The sequence below is a fragment of the Halomicrobium mukohataei DSM 12286 genome (assembly GCF_000023965.1).
GTDB lineage: Archaea > Halobacteriota > Halobacteria > Halobacteriales > Haloarculaceae > Halomicrobium > Halomicrobium mukohataei.
On sequence record NC_013202.1, the window covers coordinates 809,797 to 823,240 of the forward strand.

Genomic DNA, 13,444 nt, shown 5'->3' on the forward strand with positions numbered 1-13,444 from the left:
CTGCCGGGAAAAACATTGTCTTTCTGTGCGTCGCTTGCCCCGGTCTGTGGGGGAGATTTTTGAACGTTTAGCCATCGATCGGGTCGACAGTGGACGATCGTTCCGACCACCGGACAGAGTTCGACAGAACGGTGATTCGGAGCGGCCGACTCGGCGAGGCCGACACGGCGAATAGCTTTTGGCCGCCCCCCGCGCAGGTGGAGACATGTCGACCGAGGTGGCCTACGAGCCGGTCAGCGTCAAGGCGGTGCTGGCCGAGATGAAAGACACCGCCGAGCTGTTGATCGATCTCTCGTACTCGGCGGTGTTGCTGGGCAGCGACGAGGTCGCCGCGGAAGTGCTCGAACTCGAAGAGCGGATGGACGTGTTGCAGTTGCGCGCCCGGATGAGTCTGCTCATGGCCGCCCGGAACACGGAAGACGCCGAGGCGCTGGCTCCCGTGCTGGGGATGGTCGGAGCCGCGGAGAAGATCTCCGATGCGGCCGGCGACATCGCCAAGGTCGTGCTCGAAGACATCGGCCTGCCGGAGGCGATGCGGGCCACCCTCCCGGAGGCCGTCGAGACGATCGTCCGTGCGACCGTCGCGCCGGGGTCGCGACTCGCCGACGAGACGCTGGGCGACCTCAACCTCGAAACGGAGACCGGCGTCCGCGCCATCGCGGTCCGGCGGGCCGGCGACTGGCTCCTCAACCCCGACGCCGAGACGACCGTCGCGGCCGGCGACGTGGTGCTCTTTCGCGGCCCGGACGACGGAATCGGCGCGGTGTATCGGGACGCGACCGGCGAGGGCTACGAGCCACCGGCACCGCCCGAGAGCGACATCGAGGACCTGGAGCGGGCCGTCGACTCGATCGTGCTGATGAAGGACATGGGCGAGCTGGCCGTCGATCTGGCCTACGGCGCGGTGCTGTTCGACGACACGGATCTGGCCGAGGAGGTCGTCGAACTCGAAGCCGAGGTCGACGCCCTCCAGTCCCGGTTCGAGGCCTGGACGCTCCAGGCGGCCGGTCGCCACGACGACCCGATCTCGCTGCGCGGGCTCGTCCACCTGGCCCGGGCGACGGAGGTGATCTCCGACGCCGCACTGGAGATCAGCGAGGGCGTCTTGCGGGGCCTCTCGACACATCCCGTCGTCGCCGAGGCGGTCCGAGAGTCCGACGAGGTGATCGTCAGCGTCCCGGTCGCGGCCGACAGTGCCCTCGACGGCACCACGATCGGACGACGGCAGGTCAAGACGGAGACGGGAATGCGGATCATCGCCGTTCGCCACGCTGGCGCGAGCGACCGGACCGGACGCGAGGGGGGCGACTGGGAGGTGTCACCGGGGCCGGAGACGACGCTCGAAGCCGGCGACGTACTGATCGCGAAGGGGACGCGCAGCGGTGCCGAGCGGTTCGGGGCGCTGGCCGGCCAGCGCGACTAGAGCGACCGGATCTGGCGGATCGCCGAGCCGGCGACGAACACCGCAGTGATGAGCCCGCCCAGCGAGACGAACAGGACGAACGCCAGCCCGGCGTACAGCACCGCCGGCCGCTGGGCTCCGGGGATGACGACGAAGAAGGCGAAGACCGCCGCTGTGAGCAGCGCTGCCAGGAAGAAGCCGCGCTTGGCGTGAGTCGGGACGTTCAGCGCTGCCACGAGCGCGCCGGGGCCGGTGTCGGGCTGACTCTCTGACACGGCACTCCCTTGGGACGGCCCGAATAAGGAGCCGTCGGTTCAGCCCAGCCCGCGACCGCGAGCGGGTTCGCTACGGCGCGAATCCGAACCAGTAAAAGTCCCGGCCACTCAAAGTCGTTCAAATGGTTACCCTCGGGACGGCGACGGCCCAGCCGGGCGAGACGGACACGGGACGGCTGGCAGTCGGCGAAACACGGGACGGAAGCGAGGTCGGGCTGCCGGTCGCCGTCGTCAACGGGGCCGACGACGGCAAGACGCTGTACCTCCAGGCCGCGAGCGACGGCGACGAACTCAACGGCGTCGGCGTCGTCCAGCGGGTCGTCCCACGGCTCGATCCCGCCGAGATCTCCGGAACGATTCTGGTCGTCGGGATCGTCAACTACCACGCCTTCCAGGTGGCAGAGCACCGGAACCCGATCGACGACACGAAGATGAACCGGGCGTACCCGGGCAACGACGAGGGCACGTCCTCGGAGCGGATCGCCGCGGCGACGTTCGACGCCGCCACGCGAGCGGATCTCGTGGTCGATCTCCACCAGGGGTCGACCTCACAGATGATCGACGAGTGTCGCGTCCGCTGTGGCACGCGCCACCGTCTCCACGACGAGTGTCTCGAACTGGCGAAGGTGTTTGGCTGTGGGTACATCCTCGACCAGAAGGGCCCGGACGGCCAGCTCGCGCGGGCCGCACCGGACGAGGGCGTGCCGACGATAGATCCCGAGCTGGGCGGCTGTGTCGGCTGGGACGAGCAGTCGATCCAGCTGGGCGTCGAGGGCGTGTACAACGTGTTGCGGTACTACGGGTTCCTCGCGGAGTCTCACAGCTTCGAGGCCCAGACCCGCGCTCGGGGGTTCGACCAGTACGGCTCCCCGGCGGGCGGTCTCGTCGACTTCCAGAAGCAACTCGGCGACCGTGTCACACGCGGAGACACGCTGTACACGATCACCGACGTGTTCGGCCAGCAGAAAGACGTGGTCACCGCCCGCTCCAGCGGGATCTTCTGGCGGGCTCGACGCCTCCCTCAGGTCGCGACCGGCGAGTACGTCTGTTCGGTGGGCACCGACATCGACTCGGTGTAGCCGGGCGACAGATTTCCGTACCGGCGACCCGACACCACGACCATGTACCACTGCGAAGCCTGTGGCCGCGAGTACGGACCCGACGGCCCCTGGCGGTGTGCCTGTGGCCACGCCCTGGACTACGCTCGGCGACCGCTGCCCGACGCCGATAGCCCGCCGGACCCGACGACGCTGGACCGCGATCGCGGGCTCTGGAGCTTCGAACCGTTCCTCCCCGTCGAGCGTCGCGTCTCGCTGGGCGAGGGGTGGACGCCGCTGGTCGACGACGCGGCGTTCGACGCCCAGCTCAAGCTCGACTCCGTCTTTCCGACGGGGAGTTTCAAGGACCGCGGGGCGACGGTGACACTCTCCCAGGCCGACGCGCTGGGCGTCGAGCGGGTGGTCGAAGACTCTTCTGGCAACGCCGGACTGGCGATCGCGAGCTACGCGGCGCGAGCGGGGATCGACGCCGAGATCTACGTCCCGGCCGACGCCAAGCCGACGAAGCTCCGCAAGATCGAGCGGACCGGCGCGGACGTGGTCCGGATCGAGGGCACTCGCGGGGACGTGACCGACGCCTGCCACGACGCGCTCGACGGGGACGCCTGGTACGCCAGCCACGCCTGGCAGCCCGCCTTCTTCGCCGGGACGATGACCTGGGCGCTGGAGGTGGCCGCACAGCGCGGCTGGGACGTACCGGACGCGGTCGTCGTCCCGGTCGGTCACGGGACGCTCCTGCTCGGAGCCTATCGCGGCTTCCGGGCGCTGCGAGCGGCCGGCTGGACCGAGCGGGTGCCACGCCTGCTGGGCGCACAGGCCAGTGGCTACGCGCCGATCGCCGCCGGCCGGCCGGCCAGTGACGGCGAGGCCGACGACGCCAACGAGGTCGCCGACGGCATCCAGATCCACAGACCGGCGCGGGGCGATCAGTTGCTCGACGCCCTCGCCGCGACCGAGGGCACCGCCGTCGCCGTCGACGCCGCAGCCACCGAGCGAGCCCACGACCGCCTCGCGCGAGCCGGGTATCAGGTCGAGCCGACCTGCGCGACCGCGGTGGCCGGGCTAGAGCGGTTTCGAGCGGCGGGGACGATCACGGCCGAGGAGGACGTTGTGGTCGTCCTGTCCGGACAGAATTACTAGCGGCAGTCGGCGACGTCGACGGCGAACTCGGCGTCGACCGCGAGCCAGTGGGTCTCGGCGTCGACGGGGTCGATGTTCTCGGGATAGAGGATACACCGCTCTGAGTTGTCCGCACGCTCCTCGACGACGGCAGACAGCTGTTCGCTGGGGAACTCCTCCTGGGGGAGCGGTTCCGGGGCGATCGACGGATCGGGCTCGCCCGACGATGGCTGGCTCATAGCGCCACTGTTGGTCCCCGAGCGGTATTGTTACAGAGCGACTACCGGAACGTCGGAGACGGTAATCGCAGGCAGTCGGGGGCCTCCGGGCGGCCGTAAGTAGACCCTAAAGCTAAGCGGGCGGACGCGAATAGGCGGACGATGGAGATTCTGGTCAACCAACTCGGTTACGAGACCGATGGCCCGAAACGAGCGGTCTGTCGCGCGACAGAGCGCCACGACCTCGATGGCTTCGTGTTGCACGACGGGGACAGCGTCGTCTTCGAGGGGACGCCGGAGTTCGTCGGCGGCGTCGCCGACTGGGGAGAGTGGGTCTTCTGGACGCTGGAGTTCTCCTCGCTCACCGAGCCCGGCGAGTACACGCTCCGGGCCGGCGAGGCCCACTCGCGGCGCTTCGAGATCGGCGAGGACCTCCACAAGGAGACGCTCCTCTCCGATCTGCTGTACTACTGCAAGACCCAGCGTGCCAGCGGCGAGTACGACCGGGCCGACCGATCGGTGCCGTTCGTGGGCGACCGCGAGGGGACGGTCGACGTACGCGGCGGCTGGTACGACGCCTCGGGCGACATGAGCAAGTATCTGAGCCACCTCAGCTACGCCAACTACTTCAACCCACAGCAGATTCCGATCGTCGCCTGGGGACTGGCCGACGCCCGTGACAGACTGCACGACGGCGACCACAGGCTGGGCGGGGAACTCGACGCGCGACTGCGCGAGGAGATCCACCACGGCGCGGACTTCCTCGTCCGGATGCAGGACGACGCGGGCTACTTCTACATGACCGTCTTCGACCAGTGGTCCAAGGACGTGGACCGCCGAGAGATCTGTGCCTACGAGACCGAAGAGGGACACAAGACGATCGACTACGAGGCCGGATACCGCCAGGGCGGAGGGGTCGCCATCGCCGCGCTGGCTCGCGCCAGCCAGGTCGAGGGACCGGGCGCGTTCGACCGTGAGACCTACCGCGAGGCCGCGGTCGAGGGGTTCGATCACCTGCAGGCCCACAACACGGAGTACCTCGACGACGGGACCGAGAACGTCATCGACGACTACTGCGCGTTGCTCGCCGCCACGGAACTGGCCGCCGCCACGGACGACGAGCGGTTCCGGACGGCCGCCAGAGAGCGCGCTCAGTCGCTGCTGGACCGCCAGACCGGCGACGACCGCTACGACGGGTGGTGGCGTGCCGACGACGACGATCGCCCCTTCTATCACGCGTCCGACGAGGGACTGCCGATCGTCGCGCTGTTGCGCTACCGGGCGGTCGACGCCGACGGGCCGCTGGACGACGCCATCGTGAACGCGATCGAGCGCTTCTGGGGCTTCCAGACGACGGTCGGCGACGAGGTCACCAACCCCTTCGACTACCCGCGCCAGTACGCCAGACCGGTCGACGAGGACGAACCGCGCGCGTCGTTCTTCATGCCCCACGAGAACGAGACCGGCTACTGGTGGCAGGGCGAGAACGCCCGGATCGCCTCGCTTGCGACCGCGGCCGCGCGGTCGCGGGCACAGCTCGACGCGGAACTGGGCGAGCGCCTCGATCGGTTCGCCCAGGCCCAACTCGACTGGATCCTCGGGTCGAACCCCTTCGGCGTCTGCATGGTCCACGGCGTCGGCGCGCCGGAGCCGACCTACCACCGCCAGTTCCGCAACGTCCCCGGCGGCGTCCAGAACGGTATCACCGCCGGCTTCGAGAACGAGGCCGACATCGCCTACTGTCCCGAGCCCTGGGGCGACGACCACGCGCACCGCTGGCGCTGGGCCGAGCAGTGGATTCCCCACTCGGCCTGGCTGTTCCTGGCGGTCAGCTCGCTGTAGCGTAGGGAGCGGTATATAGGACACATAGCAACCGCCTACATCCCCCGTTCCGTCGCCACCGCTACGAGCGGAGACGCCACACATGCCAGAGACACGCCAGTCCCGGATCGAGCACGCGCTCGAACTGCTCGACCGGGAAGTGACCTACGCGAGCGACGAACGGTCCGCGTTCGAGCGGTTCCGGTCCCGCGTCCGGACGCTCGATCCGACGAGTCCGAGAGATCCCGGCGTCCAAGCGGGCGGCGGTGGCGTCGTCGCTCTGGAAACGGCCCCACCGCCGGACGCCGCGGCACGCACGGTCCGGCAGGCCTACGACGAGACGGTCCTGTCGGTGTCACACTTCGAGGCCGAGTACGGGGAGACGTTACGGCAGAACTTCGAGGCGGAGGTGGGGACCGAAGTCGCCGTCCAGGTGTTCGAGACCGGGCGGGTGACGCCGCCGGTCCACGACGCCCTGCTGGCGGCCACCGAGCAGGCGATCGAGGAGCGGACGACGTACCTGGAGACGCTCCGGACCGAACGGGAGTCGCTGTGTCGGGCTCGCGACCGGCTCGACGACTGCGAATCGCGCGCGGCCGAGCTCGGGACACGGCTCACGACGACGGACAGCCCGGACCGCAGTGGGATCGACGAACAGCTGCAGTCGCTCGAAGCGGTCTGTGAGGGCGTGGCCGAGACCAGACAGGAGCTTCTCCACGGCCGTTCGACCGCACAGCTGGTCGGCATCTCCGGTGAGACCCTCGTCCAGTTCCTCTACGCGGAGTGTACGGCGACGTGTCCGGTGCTGGCCGACGCCGCCGACTGCATCGAGACGATCCGACACCAGCGTCGGCGGTGTCTCACGCTGCCGGCCGCCACGTCGTGACGCCGCGCGACCTGCCCGTGGTGGTCGGCGACTCACCGCTCGGGGTGGCACGGGCCGTCGAAGCCGCCGCGGACGAGGGGCTTGGCGACGTGACGCCGCGCCACCGGCGGGACCTCGTACCAGCCGGGCTCGATCTCTCGGGCCAGCGGGCGCTCGACCTTGCCGTCGCGGTTGGTGTCACAGTCTCGACAGCGGTAGCCCTGATCGCGCCCGGCGCTGCTCATCGACCGACCGCACGCCGGACACTCCGGCGTGACCAGTTCCGTCTGGACGGGATCACGCAGCGCGAACTTCTCCAGTTTGAGCGTGCCGTCACCGACCTCACCACAGACCGTCAGCACGTCGCCGGGACGGAGCGCCCGGACCCGGTCCCGGAAGCGCTTGGTCGGCTCGAAGGCGGCACACTCGACCGTCGCGTCCCCGTCGGCCAGTGTGAAGAAGACGTGGCCGCCTTCCCGCGTTTCCGGTGGCTCGACGACGGTCCCGTCGGTCCGGTAGGCACTCCCGTCGGTCAGTGCGTCCAGGGGAGCCGACTGGAGGTGGGCGTCGGTCCCCTGATTCGTGACGAAGGTCCGGGTTCGATCGACGGGCTCGCTGCCGATCGCCGCCGCGACGCTGCGACAGGCCTCGGGATCGTCGCCGCGGATCCCGTAGAGGATCGGACAGGGCGTCCGGGGGACACAGACCGGATATCCCGACGCGTGATCGACGGTGTCCCAGACCGTCGGGTAGTGGCGGTCGGCGGCGGCGAAGACGGAGTCGGTGTCGACGGAGCGCTCGGTTCCCCAGCGGTCGCGCTCGCGGTAGGCGATGTGCTCGTACGTCCAGTCCCCGAAGGCCCGCCAGGCACCGACCGCGGCGAGCGCGCCGATCAGGCCGCGACCGTTGCCGACGGTCGTCGACTCGAAGCCGGCGTCGGCGATCCGTCGGCGGGCCGTCTCGACGTCGAGCAACTCGCGGACGGCGGCCCGGGAGTGGTCGGCGACGGCCTCGGGGACGGCCGTCGGATCACAGTCCGCGACGACCAGTCCGGGGTTCGTCCGGGGATCGTCGGCCGCCATGGCGAGCGCGTCGGCCCCGAGATCGAGTGCGCGATCGGCGGACACGTCACAGTGGACCGCCAGCGCGGCGTTGCCGCGAGTCTTGTGCTCGACGGCGGGGTCGAGTCGGACCAGGAGCGTCCGCTGGACCGACCCGCCCGCGGCCTCGATGCGCTCGGCCAGCCGCGTGGCTGCGAACGTCGTACACATCCCCTCGGTGCGGGAGTCGGTGTCGTCGAGGCCGATGACCGTCACGCCGTCGGCTACGCTGCGGGACGGTTTCGGCGTTTCGACTGGGCTGCCCAGCGGGAACCGTCTGCGCGTACCTGTCGTCGAATAGACGAGAATTGGAGATACAGCCGTCCTATCCCGGCGCAACGCATATATGCAGCGAATATCTTGTGTTATAGAGAGGGACGAAGTACTATGTCACGGTCGGCACTGGTCGAGAACGTCACGGCGATGCTGGGAGACGCTGGCTTCCTCGTCAGCGACCGGTGTGCGATTCGGCCGAAGAGCTTCGACGTTGCGGCGCGGCGCGGTGAGGACGTGTTGCTGGTGAAGATCCTGGGCAACATCGACGCGTTCGACGCCATGACCGGCGCGGAGATGCGACGCCTGGGCACCTACCTGAACGCGACGCCGATGGTCGTCGGGCTCCGGACCCGCGACGAAGAGCTCAAACCCGGCGTCGTCTACTTCAGACACGGCGTCCCGGTGCTGTCGCCGGACACGGCGATGGACCTGTTCGTCGAGGAGGTCCCGCCGCTGATCTACGCCGCGCCGGGCGGGCTGTACGTCAACATCGACAGCGAGGTCCTCGCGGACGCTCGCGAGGATCGGGACTGGTCGCTGGGGCGACTCGCAAAGGAACTGGGCGTCTCCCGTCGGACCGTCTCGAAGTACGAGGACGGGATGGACGCCTCCGTCGACGTGGCCGCAGAACTCGAAGAACTGTTCGACGCGCCGCTCACGTCGCCGGTCAGCGTCCTCGACGGGGCCGAGGAAGTTCGCGACGAAGAGGAGACGCCGGAAGATCCGGAGGTGGCTCCCGAAGACGAGTCGCTCGTGACGGTCTTTACCCGGATCGGCTTCGAGGTCCACCCGACGGACCGAGCGCCGTTCAAGACCGTCTCCGAGAACGAGCACGAGCGCCAACAGGTCCTGACCGGCCGCTCGGAGTTCACCAAGACCGCCGAGAAGCGTGCCCGGATCATGTCCTCGGTCGGGGAGGTCACCCGGACCCGCTCGATCTACGTGGTCGACGAACTCAAACGGGAGTCCGTCGACGGCACCGCCATCATCGAGCAAAGCGAGATGGAGGCCATCGACGACGCCGACGACCTGCGAGACCTGATCATGGAACGGGGCGAGGATCCCGAAGAAGTTGCGTGACAAAGGCCGCTCGTCACTGCTCCGAGCAGGACGGAAGTTAGGGCGCGCCGCTGCCGTACGTCTCGTCGAGGTACTCGACGATGTCAGACCCACCGTTTCCTCCTCGGGTTCGGTCTCTCCGTTCCCGAACCACTCGTCGCAAAACGTGGGCGAAAAGACCGTCCACTCGCTTCGCTCGTGGACGAAGAGAATCCTTACGCTGCGCCGCTCCCGTACGTCTCGTCGAGGTACTCGACGATGTCAGACCCACCTTTTCCTCCTCGGGTTCGGTCTCTCCGTTCCCGAACCACTCGTCGCAAAACGTGGGCGAAAAGACCGTCCACTCGCTTCGCTCGTGGACGAAGAGAACCCTTACGCTACGGTTCCGTACGTCTCGTCGAGGTACTCGACGATGTCAGACCCACCTTTTCCTCCTCGGGTTCGGTCACTCCGTTCCCGAACCACTCGTCGCAAAACGTGGGCGAAAAGACCGCCCACTCGCTTCGCTCGTGGACGAAGAGAACCCTTACGCTACGGTTCCGTACGTCTCGTCGAGGTACTCGACGATGTCAGACCCACCTTTTCCTCCTCGGGTTCGGTCACTCCGTTCCCGAACCACTCGTCGCAAAACGTGGGCGAAAAGACCGCCCACTCGCTTCGCTCGTGGACGAAGAGAACCCTTACGCTACGGTTCCGTACGTCTCGTCGAGGTACTCGACGATGTCAGACCCACCTTTTCCTCCTCGGGTTCGGTCACTCCGTTCCCGAACCACTCGTCGCAAAACGTGGGCGAAAAGACCGCCCACTCGCTTCGCTCGTGGACGAAGAGAACCCTTACGCTACGGTTCCGTACGTCTCGTCGAGGTACTCGACGATGTCAGACCCACCTTTTCCTCCTCGGGTTCGGTCACTCCGTTCCCGAACCACTCGTCGCAAAACGTGGGCGAAAAGACCGCCCACTCGCTTCGCTCGTGGACGAAGAGAACCCTTACGCTACGGTTCCGTACGTCTCGTCGAGGTACTCGACGATGTCGTCGGACTCGGCCATTCCTTCGACGCCGTTGTCGGGGTCGACGAGGACCGGGACGCCGGTCTGGCCCGAGACCTCCTCGACTTCGGTGCGCTCGTCGTGGGAGCGCGGGACCATGTGGGACTGGTAGTCGAGATCGAGTTCGTCGAGCTTGTCGATCACTTTCGCGCAGTACGGGCAGCCTTCCAGCTCGTACAGTTCGAGGTTCGTCATCGAGAGATAGTAGACGCTCGCGGTATATCAGCACCACGGTGGTGTGTGGCGTCCGGACACACCAGCAGATCGACCTCAGAGACTCGTGAGGATCCCGCTGGTTCGGACGACGAAGTAGACGATGAAGGCGGCGGCGAGGAGCCACTGACCGACCAGCACGTCGTCAAACTCTCCCTGTCCGGTCTTGACGATCGGGTAGGAGACGATCCCGGCGGCGATCCCGTAGGCGATCGAGTAGGTGAAGGGCATGACGATGATGGTGAGCGCGGCCGGCACCGAGTGTGCGAAGTCGTCCCACTGGATGTCGACGACGTTGCGCATCAGCAACACGGCGACGACGACCAGGGCGATGTGGGAGGCGTACTGCGGGATCGCCGCCGCCAGCGGCACGACGACGAGCGAGGCGAGGAAGAGGACGGCGATGACGAGCGCCGTCAGGCCGGTCCGACCGCCCTCCTCGACACCGGTCGCGGACTCGATGTACGTCGTCACCGTCGAGGTGCCGAGCATCCCGCCGATCGTCGTCCCGACGGCGTCGGCCATCAGCGGTTTGTCGATGTCGGGGAAGTCACCGTTCTCGTCGAGGAAGCCACCGGCCTGGCCCACGCCGACGAGCGTCCCGGCCGTGTCGAAGAAGTCCACGAAGAAGAACGTGAACACGATCAACGCGAAGGAAAAGGCCTCTACGTCGCCGAAGCCGCCGACGAACGCCCCCGCCAGCGGCGCGATGTTGTACTGTGCCTGGGGGATCGACTCGGGTGTGAGCACGCCCCGGGAGAAGACGCCGGCGGCGGTCAGTCCCCAGCCGACGAGCGTCGTCGTGAGGATCCCGAGGACGATCGCACCGCGGATCCGCGCCGCGTAGAGGACGAACGTCAGGAACAGACCGGCGACCGAGAGGATCGCGACGGGATTACTGGCGATGCTGCCGAGTGCTACCAGCGTCGCCGGGTCGTCGACGACGATCCCCATCGCCTGGAGGCCGATGATCGCGAGGAAGAGTCCGAGACCAGTCCCGACCGCGAACTTGACTGGTTCGGGAAACAGTTTGATCACGTACTCCCGTGCGCCGATAGCCGTGAGGACGATGAAGACGACCCCCTCGACGACGATCGCGGCGAGTGCAGTCTCCCAGGGAACGCCCAGAACGCCGATGACGGTGATCGCGAAGAAGGCGTTGAGTCCGAGTCCCGGCGCGAGGCCGAAGGGCCTGTTCGCGTAGAACGCCATCACGAACATCGCGATCGCGGAGGTGACGATCGTCACGACCGCGAGCATCTGGAACACTTCGCCCGGCGTGAACCCGTCGATAGCGATCCCGCCCGGGACACCGTCGTCCGGGAACGCCGTGAGGATCGCGGGGTTGACGACGACGATGTAACTCATCGTCAGGAACGTCGTGATCCCGGCCAGTACCTCCGTCCGAACGTCGGTGTCGTGTTCGTCAAGTCCGAAGAATCGTTCGAATACGCCCATCTACCTGTCACTCAGTCTTGTCGCTGTTAAACGTGACGAGAACGGCGGCGGCAGGTTAGCGTTTTGATAATTAGACGCTCACTCGGCAGCGTCGTCAGGCCGGTCGGCCAGCAGATCCGACGCCGTCACGAGCGAGGACAGTTCGAGGTCGTGCTCGGCGAGGTTCTCGCGGGCACCCTCTTCGCGGTCGACGACGACGAGCACTCGCGAGACCGTCGCACCCGCCTCACGGAGTGCCTCGGCGGCGTCGACGGCGCTCTGGCCGGTCGTCGCGATGTCTTCGAGGATCACGACCTCTTCGCCCTCGGCGAGGTCGCCCTCGATGAGGTTGGCGGTGCCGTACTCCTTCTGTTGCTTGCGCGCGATGACGTACGGCGTGCCCGTCTCGACGCTTGTGACGGCCACCAGCGGGACCGCACCCAGTGCGACGCCCGCGAGCGTGGTCCCCTCGGCGTACCAGTCGGCCCCGGCGAGCGTCTCGGCGAAGGCCTCGCCGATCAGTGCCAGACACTCCGGGTTCGTCTCGAAGACGTACTTGTCGACGTAGTAGTCGCTGGTCCCTCCGTGTGAGAGCTCGAACTCGCCGTACTTGACGGCGTCAGCGTCCCGCAGCGCGGTGATGAGTGCGTCGTTGGCCATACCAGCAGTCTGCAGTGTGGCCGGTAAAAGGCGTTGAAACGGTGCGACCGTCCGGGGGAGGACCAGCGAGTGACCCGGGAGGTATCATACGGATTATTGTAGCGATTTACCGGTGATCGTCTACTCCGTGGCGACGATCACCGGTAAGCAACTACAATAAACCGTATCAGTCGACGAGTCGCCAGCCGCCGTCGGCCCACTCGATCACGTCGCGTCGTTCCATCTCTGTGAGCACCTCGTCGAGACGGTCGGGCTGAGCGATCTCCATCTGGATGCGTTCGACGCCGTGATACTCCCGAAACAGGTGCCGGAGGTCGTCCTCGTCGTGGACTCGCTGGTCGCTCTTTGCCATCAGTCCCGAGAGGAGTTCGATCATGTCCTCGACGAAGTTCCAGGGGTAGACGACCCATGTCCACTCTTCGAGGCGTTCGCCGACGAAGTCGGGTTCGTGTTCGCTGGTGTCGAGCAGCTGTAGCGTGGCCGTGCGGACGCTCGCGGGGCCGGCCTCGCGGACGTAGTCGGCGGCGGTCTGGATCGACTTGCCGGTGTCGGCGATGTCGTCGACGACCAGCACGTCCTTGTCGGCGACGGAGTCGTCCGGCATCGGGTACTTGATCTTTGCCTCCTGGCCGGACTGGGCCGTGCCGACGTAGTGTTCGACCTTCAGACTCGTCAGGTCGTCCAGTCCGAGGAAGTCACAGAGACAGCGCCCGCCGAACCAACCCCCGCGGGCCAGCGCGACGACCACGTCGGGCTCGAAGTCGGCGGCCTTCACGTCGTTGGCGACGCGGCGACACAGGTCGTAGATGTACTCCCAGTTGGTGATGGTACACGAGAACTCCTCGGGGAGATCGCTCATACACGACCTGCGTGTGCGGGCGACCTTAAGCCGA

General features: G+C 67.3%; 13 protein-coding genes. 6 read left to right on the forward strand and 7 right to left on the reverse strand.

The genetic code is table 11. From position 1 onward, the window contains the following. The first annotated feature begins 205 nt into the window (after positions 1-205). Entirely contained in the window at positions 206-1,423 is a 1,218-nt protein-coding gene (locus HMUK_RS03980) for a potassium channel family protein (RefSeq protein ID WP_015761817.1), read from the forward strand. Here HMUK_RS03980 and HMUK_RS03985 read toward each other — a convergent pair. Beyond that, the gene (locus HMUK_RS03985) at positions 1,420-1,677 is read right to left on the reverse strand and encodes a DUF7536 family protein (RefSeq protein WP_015761818.1); all 258 of its coding nucleotides are present in this window, start codon (positions 1,675-1,677) and stop codon (positions 1,420-1,422) included. The two genes, HMUK_RS03980 and HMUK_RS03985, sit on opposite strands and share 4 nt — an antisense overlap. A 122-nt stretch (positions 1,678-1,799) precedes the next feature. Between HMUK_RS03985 and HMUK_RS03990 the strand changes: the two genes are divergently transcribed. Next, positions 1,800-2,756 carry a succinylglutamate desuccinylase/aspartoacylase family protein gene (locus HMUK_RS03990; RefSeq protein WP_015761819.1) on the forward strand — a complete coding sequence of 319 codons (957 nt, stop codon included), beginning with the start codon at positions 1,800-1,802 and terminating at the stop codon, positions 2,754-2,756. Positions 2,757-2,798: 42 nt separating this feature from the next. Continuing rightward, complete coding sequence (locus tag HMUK_RS03995) at positions 2,799-3,875, forward strand: pyridoxal-phosphate dependent enzyme (RefSeq protein ID WP_015761820.1); 1,077 nt, start codon at positions 2,799-2,801, stop codon at positions 3,873-3,875. Here HMUK_RS03995 and HMUK_RS04000 read toward each other — a convergent pair. Then, positions 3,872-4,093: a DUF7511 domain-containing protein gene (locus HMUK_RS04000; protein WP_015761821.1), complete on the reverse strand. Its 222-nt coding sequence runs from the start codon at positions 4,091-4,093 to the stop codon at positions 3,872-3,874. The genes HMUK_RS03995 and HMUK_RS04000 overlap by 4 nt on opposite strands. A gap of 141 nt (positions 4,094-4,234) precedes the next feature. Here HMUK_RS04000 and HMUK_RS04005 point away from each other — a divergent pair, with 141 nt between their 5' ends. Next, positions 4,235-5,914 (forward strand): glycoside hydrolase family 9 protein, encoded by a 1,680-nt coding sequence (locus tag HMUK_RS04005; protein ID WP_015761822.1) that lies wholly within the window; start codon positions 4,235-4,237, stop codon positions 5,912-5,914. Positions 5,915-5,996: 82 nt separating this feature from the next. Then, positions 5,997-6,779 (forward strand): DUF7260 family protein, encoded by a 783-nt coding sequence (locus tag HMUK_RS04010; RefSeq protein ID WP_015761823.1) that lies wholly within the window; start codon positions 5,997-5,999, stop codon positions 6,777-6,779. A gap of 32 nt (positions 6,780-6,811) precedes the next feature. On the opposite strand, the gene HMUK_RS04015 is transcribed toward HMUK_RS04010, so the two are convergent. Next, positions 6,812-8,074, reverse strand: coding sequence for a tRNA(Ile)(2)-agmatinylcytidine synthase (locus HMUK_RS04015; protein ID WP_015761824.1), 1,263 nt, complete (start codon positions 8,072-8,074; stop codon positions 6,812-6,814). Positions 8,075-8,245: 171 nt separating this feature from the next. Between HMUK_RS04015 and HMUK_RS04020 the strand changes: the two genes are divergently transcribed. Then, positions 8,246-9,214 (forward strand): transcriptional regulator, encoded by a 969-nt coding sequence (locus HMUK_RS04020; RefSeq protein WP_015761825.1) that lies wholly within the window; start codon positions 8,246-8,248, stop codon positions 9,212-9,214. Positions 9,215-10,181: 967 nt separating this feature from the next. Here HMUK_RS04020 and HMUK_RS04025 read toward each other — a convergent pair. From HMUK_RS04025 to HMUK_RS04040, 4 genes are all read right to left on the reverse strand, one after another. Further along, positions 10,182-10,436: a glutathione S-transferase N-terminal domain-containing protein gene (locus tag HMUK_RS04025; RefSeq protein WP_015761826.1), complete on the reverse strand. Its 255-nt coding sequence runs from the start codon at positions 10,434-10,436 to the stop codon at positions 10,182-10,184. A gap of 75 nt (positions 10,437-10,511) precedes the next feature. Further along, positions 10,512-11,912: an NCS2 family permease gene (locus HMUK_RS04030; protein ID WP_015761827.1), complete on the reverse strand. Its 1,401-nt coding sequence runs from the start codon at positions 11,910-11,912 to the stop codon at positions 10,512-10,514. 78 nt (positions 11,913-11,990) lie between these two features. Then, a complete protein-coding gene (gene pyrE, locus HMUK_RS04035) occupies positions 11,991-12,551 on the reverse strand; it encodes an orotate phosphoribosyltransferase (RefSeq protein WP_015761828.1) in 561 nt (186 codons plus the stop codon). A 166-nt stretch (positions 12,552-12,717) separates the two neighbouring features. After that, positions 12,718-13,410 carry a phosphoribosyltransferase gene (locus tag HMUK_RS04040; protein WP_015761829.1) on the reverse strand — a complete coding sequence of 231 codons (693 nt, stop codon included), beginning with the start codon at positions 13,408-13,410 and terminating at the stop codon, positions 12,718-12,720. Positions 13,411-13,444 lie beyond the last annotated feature (34 nt).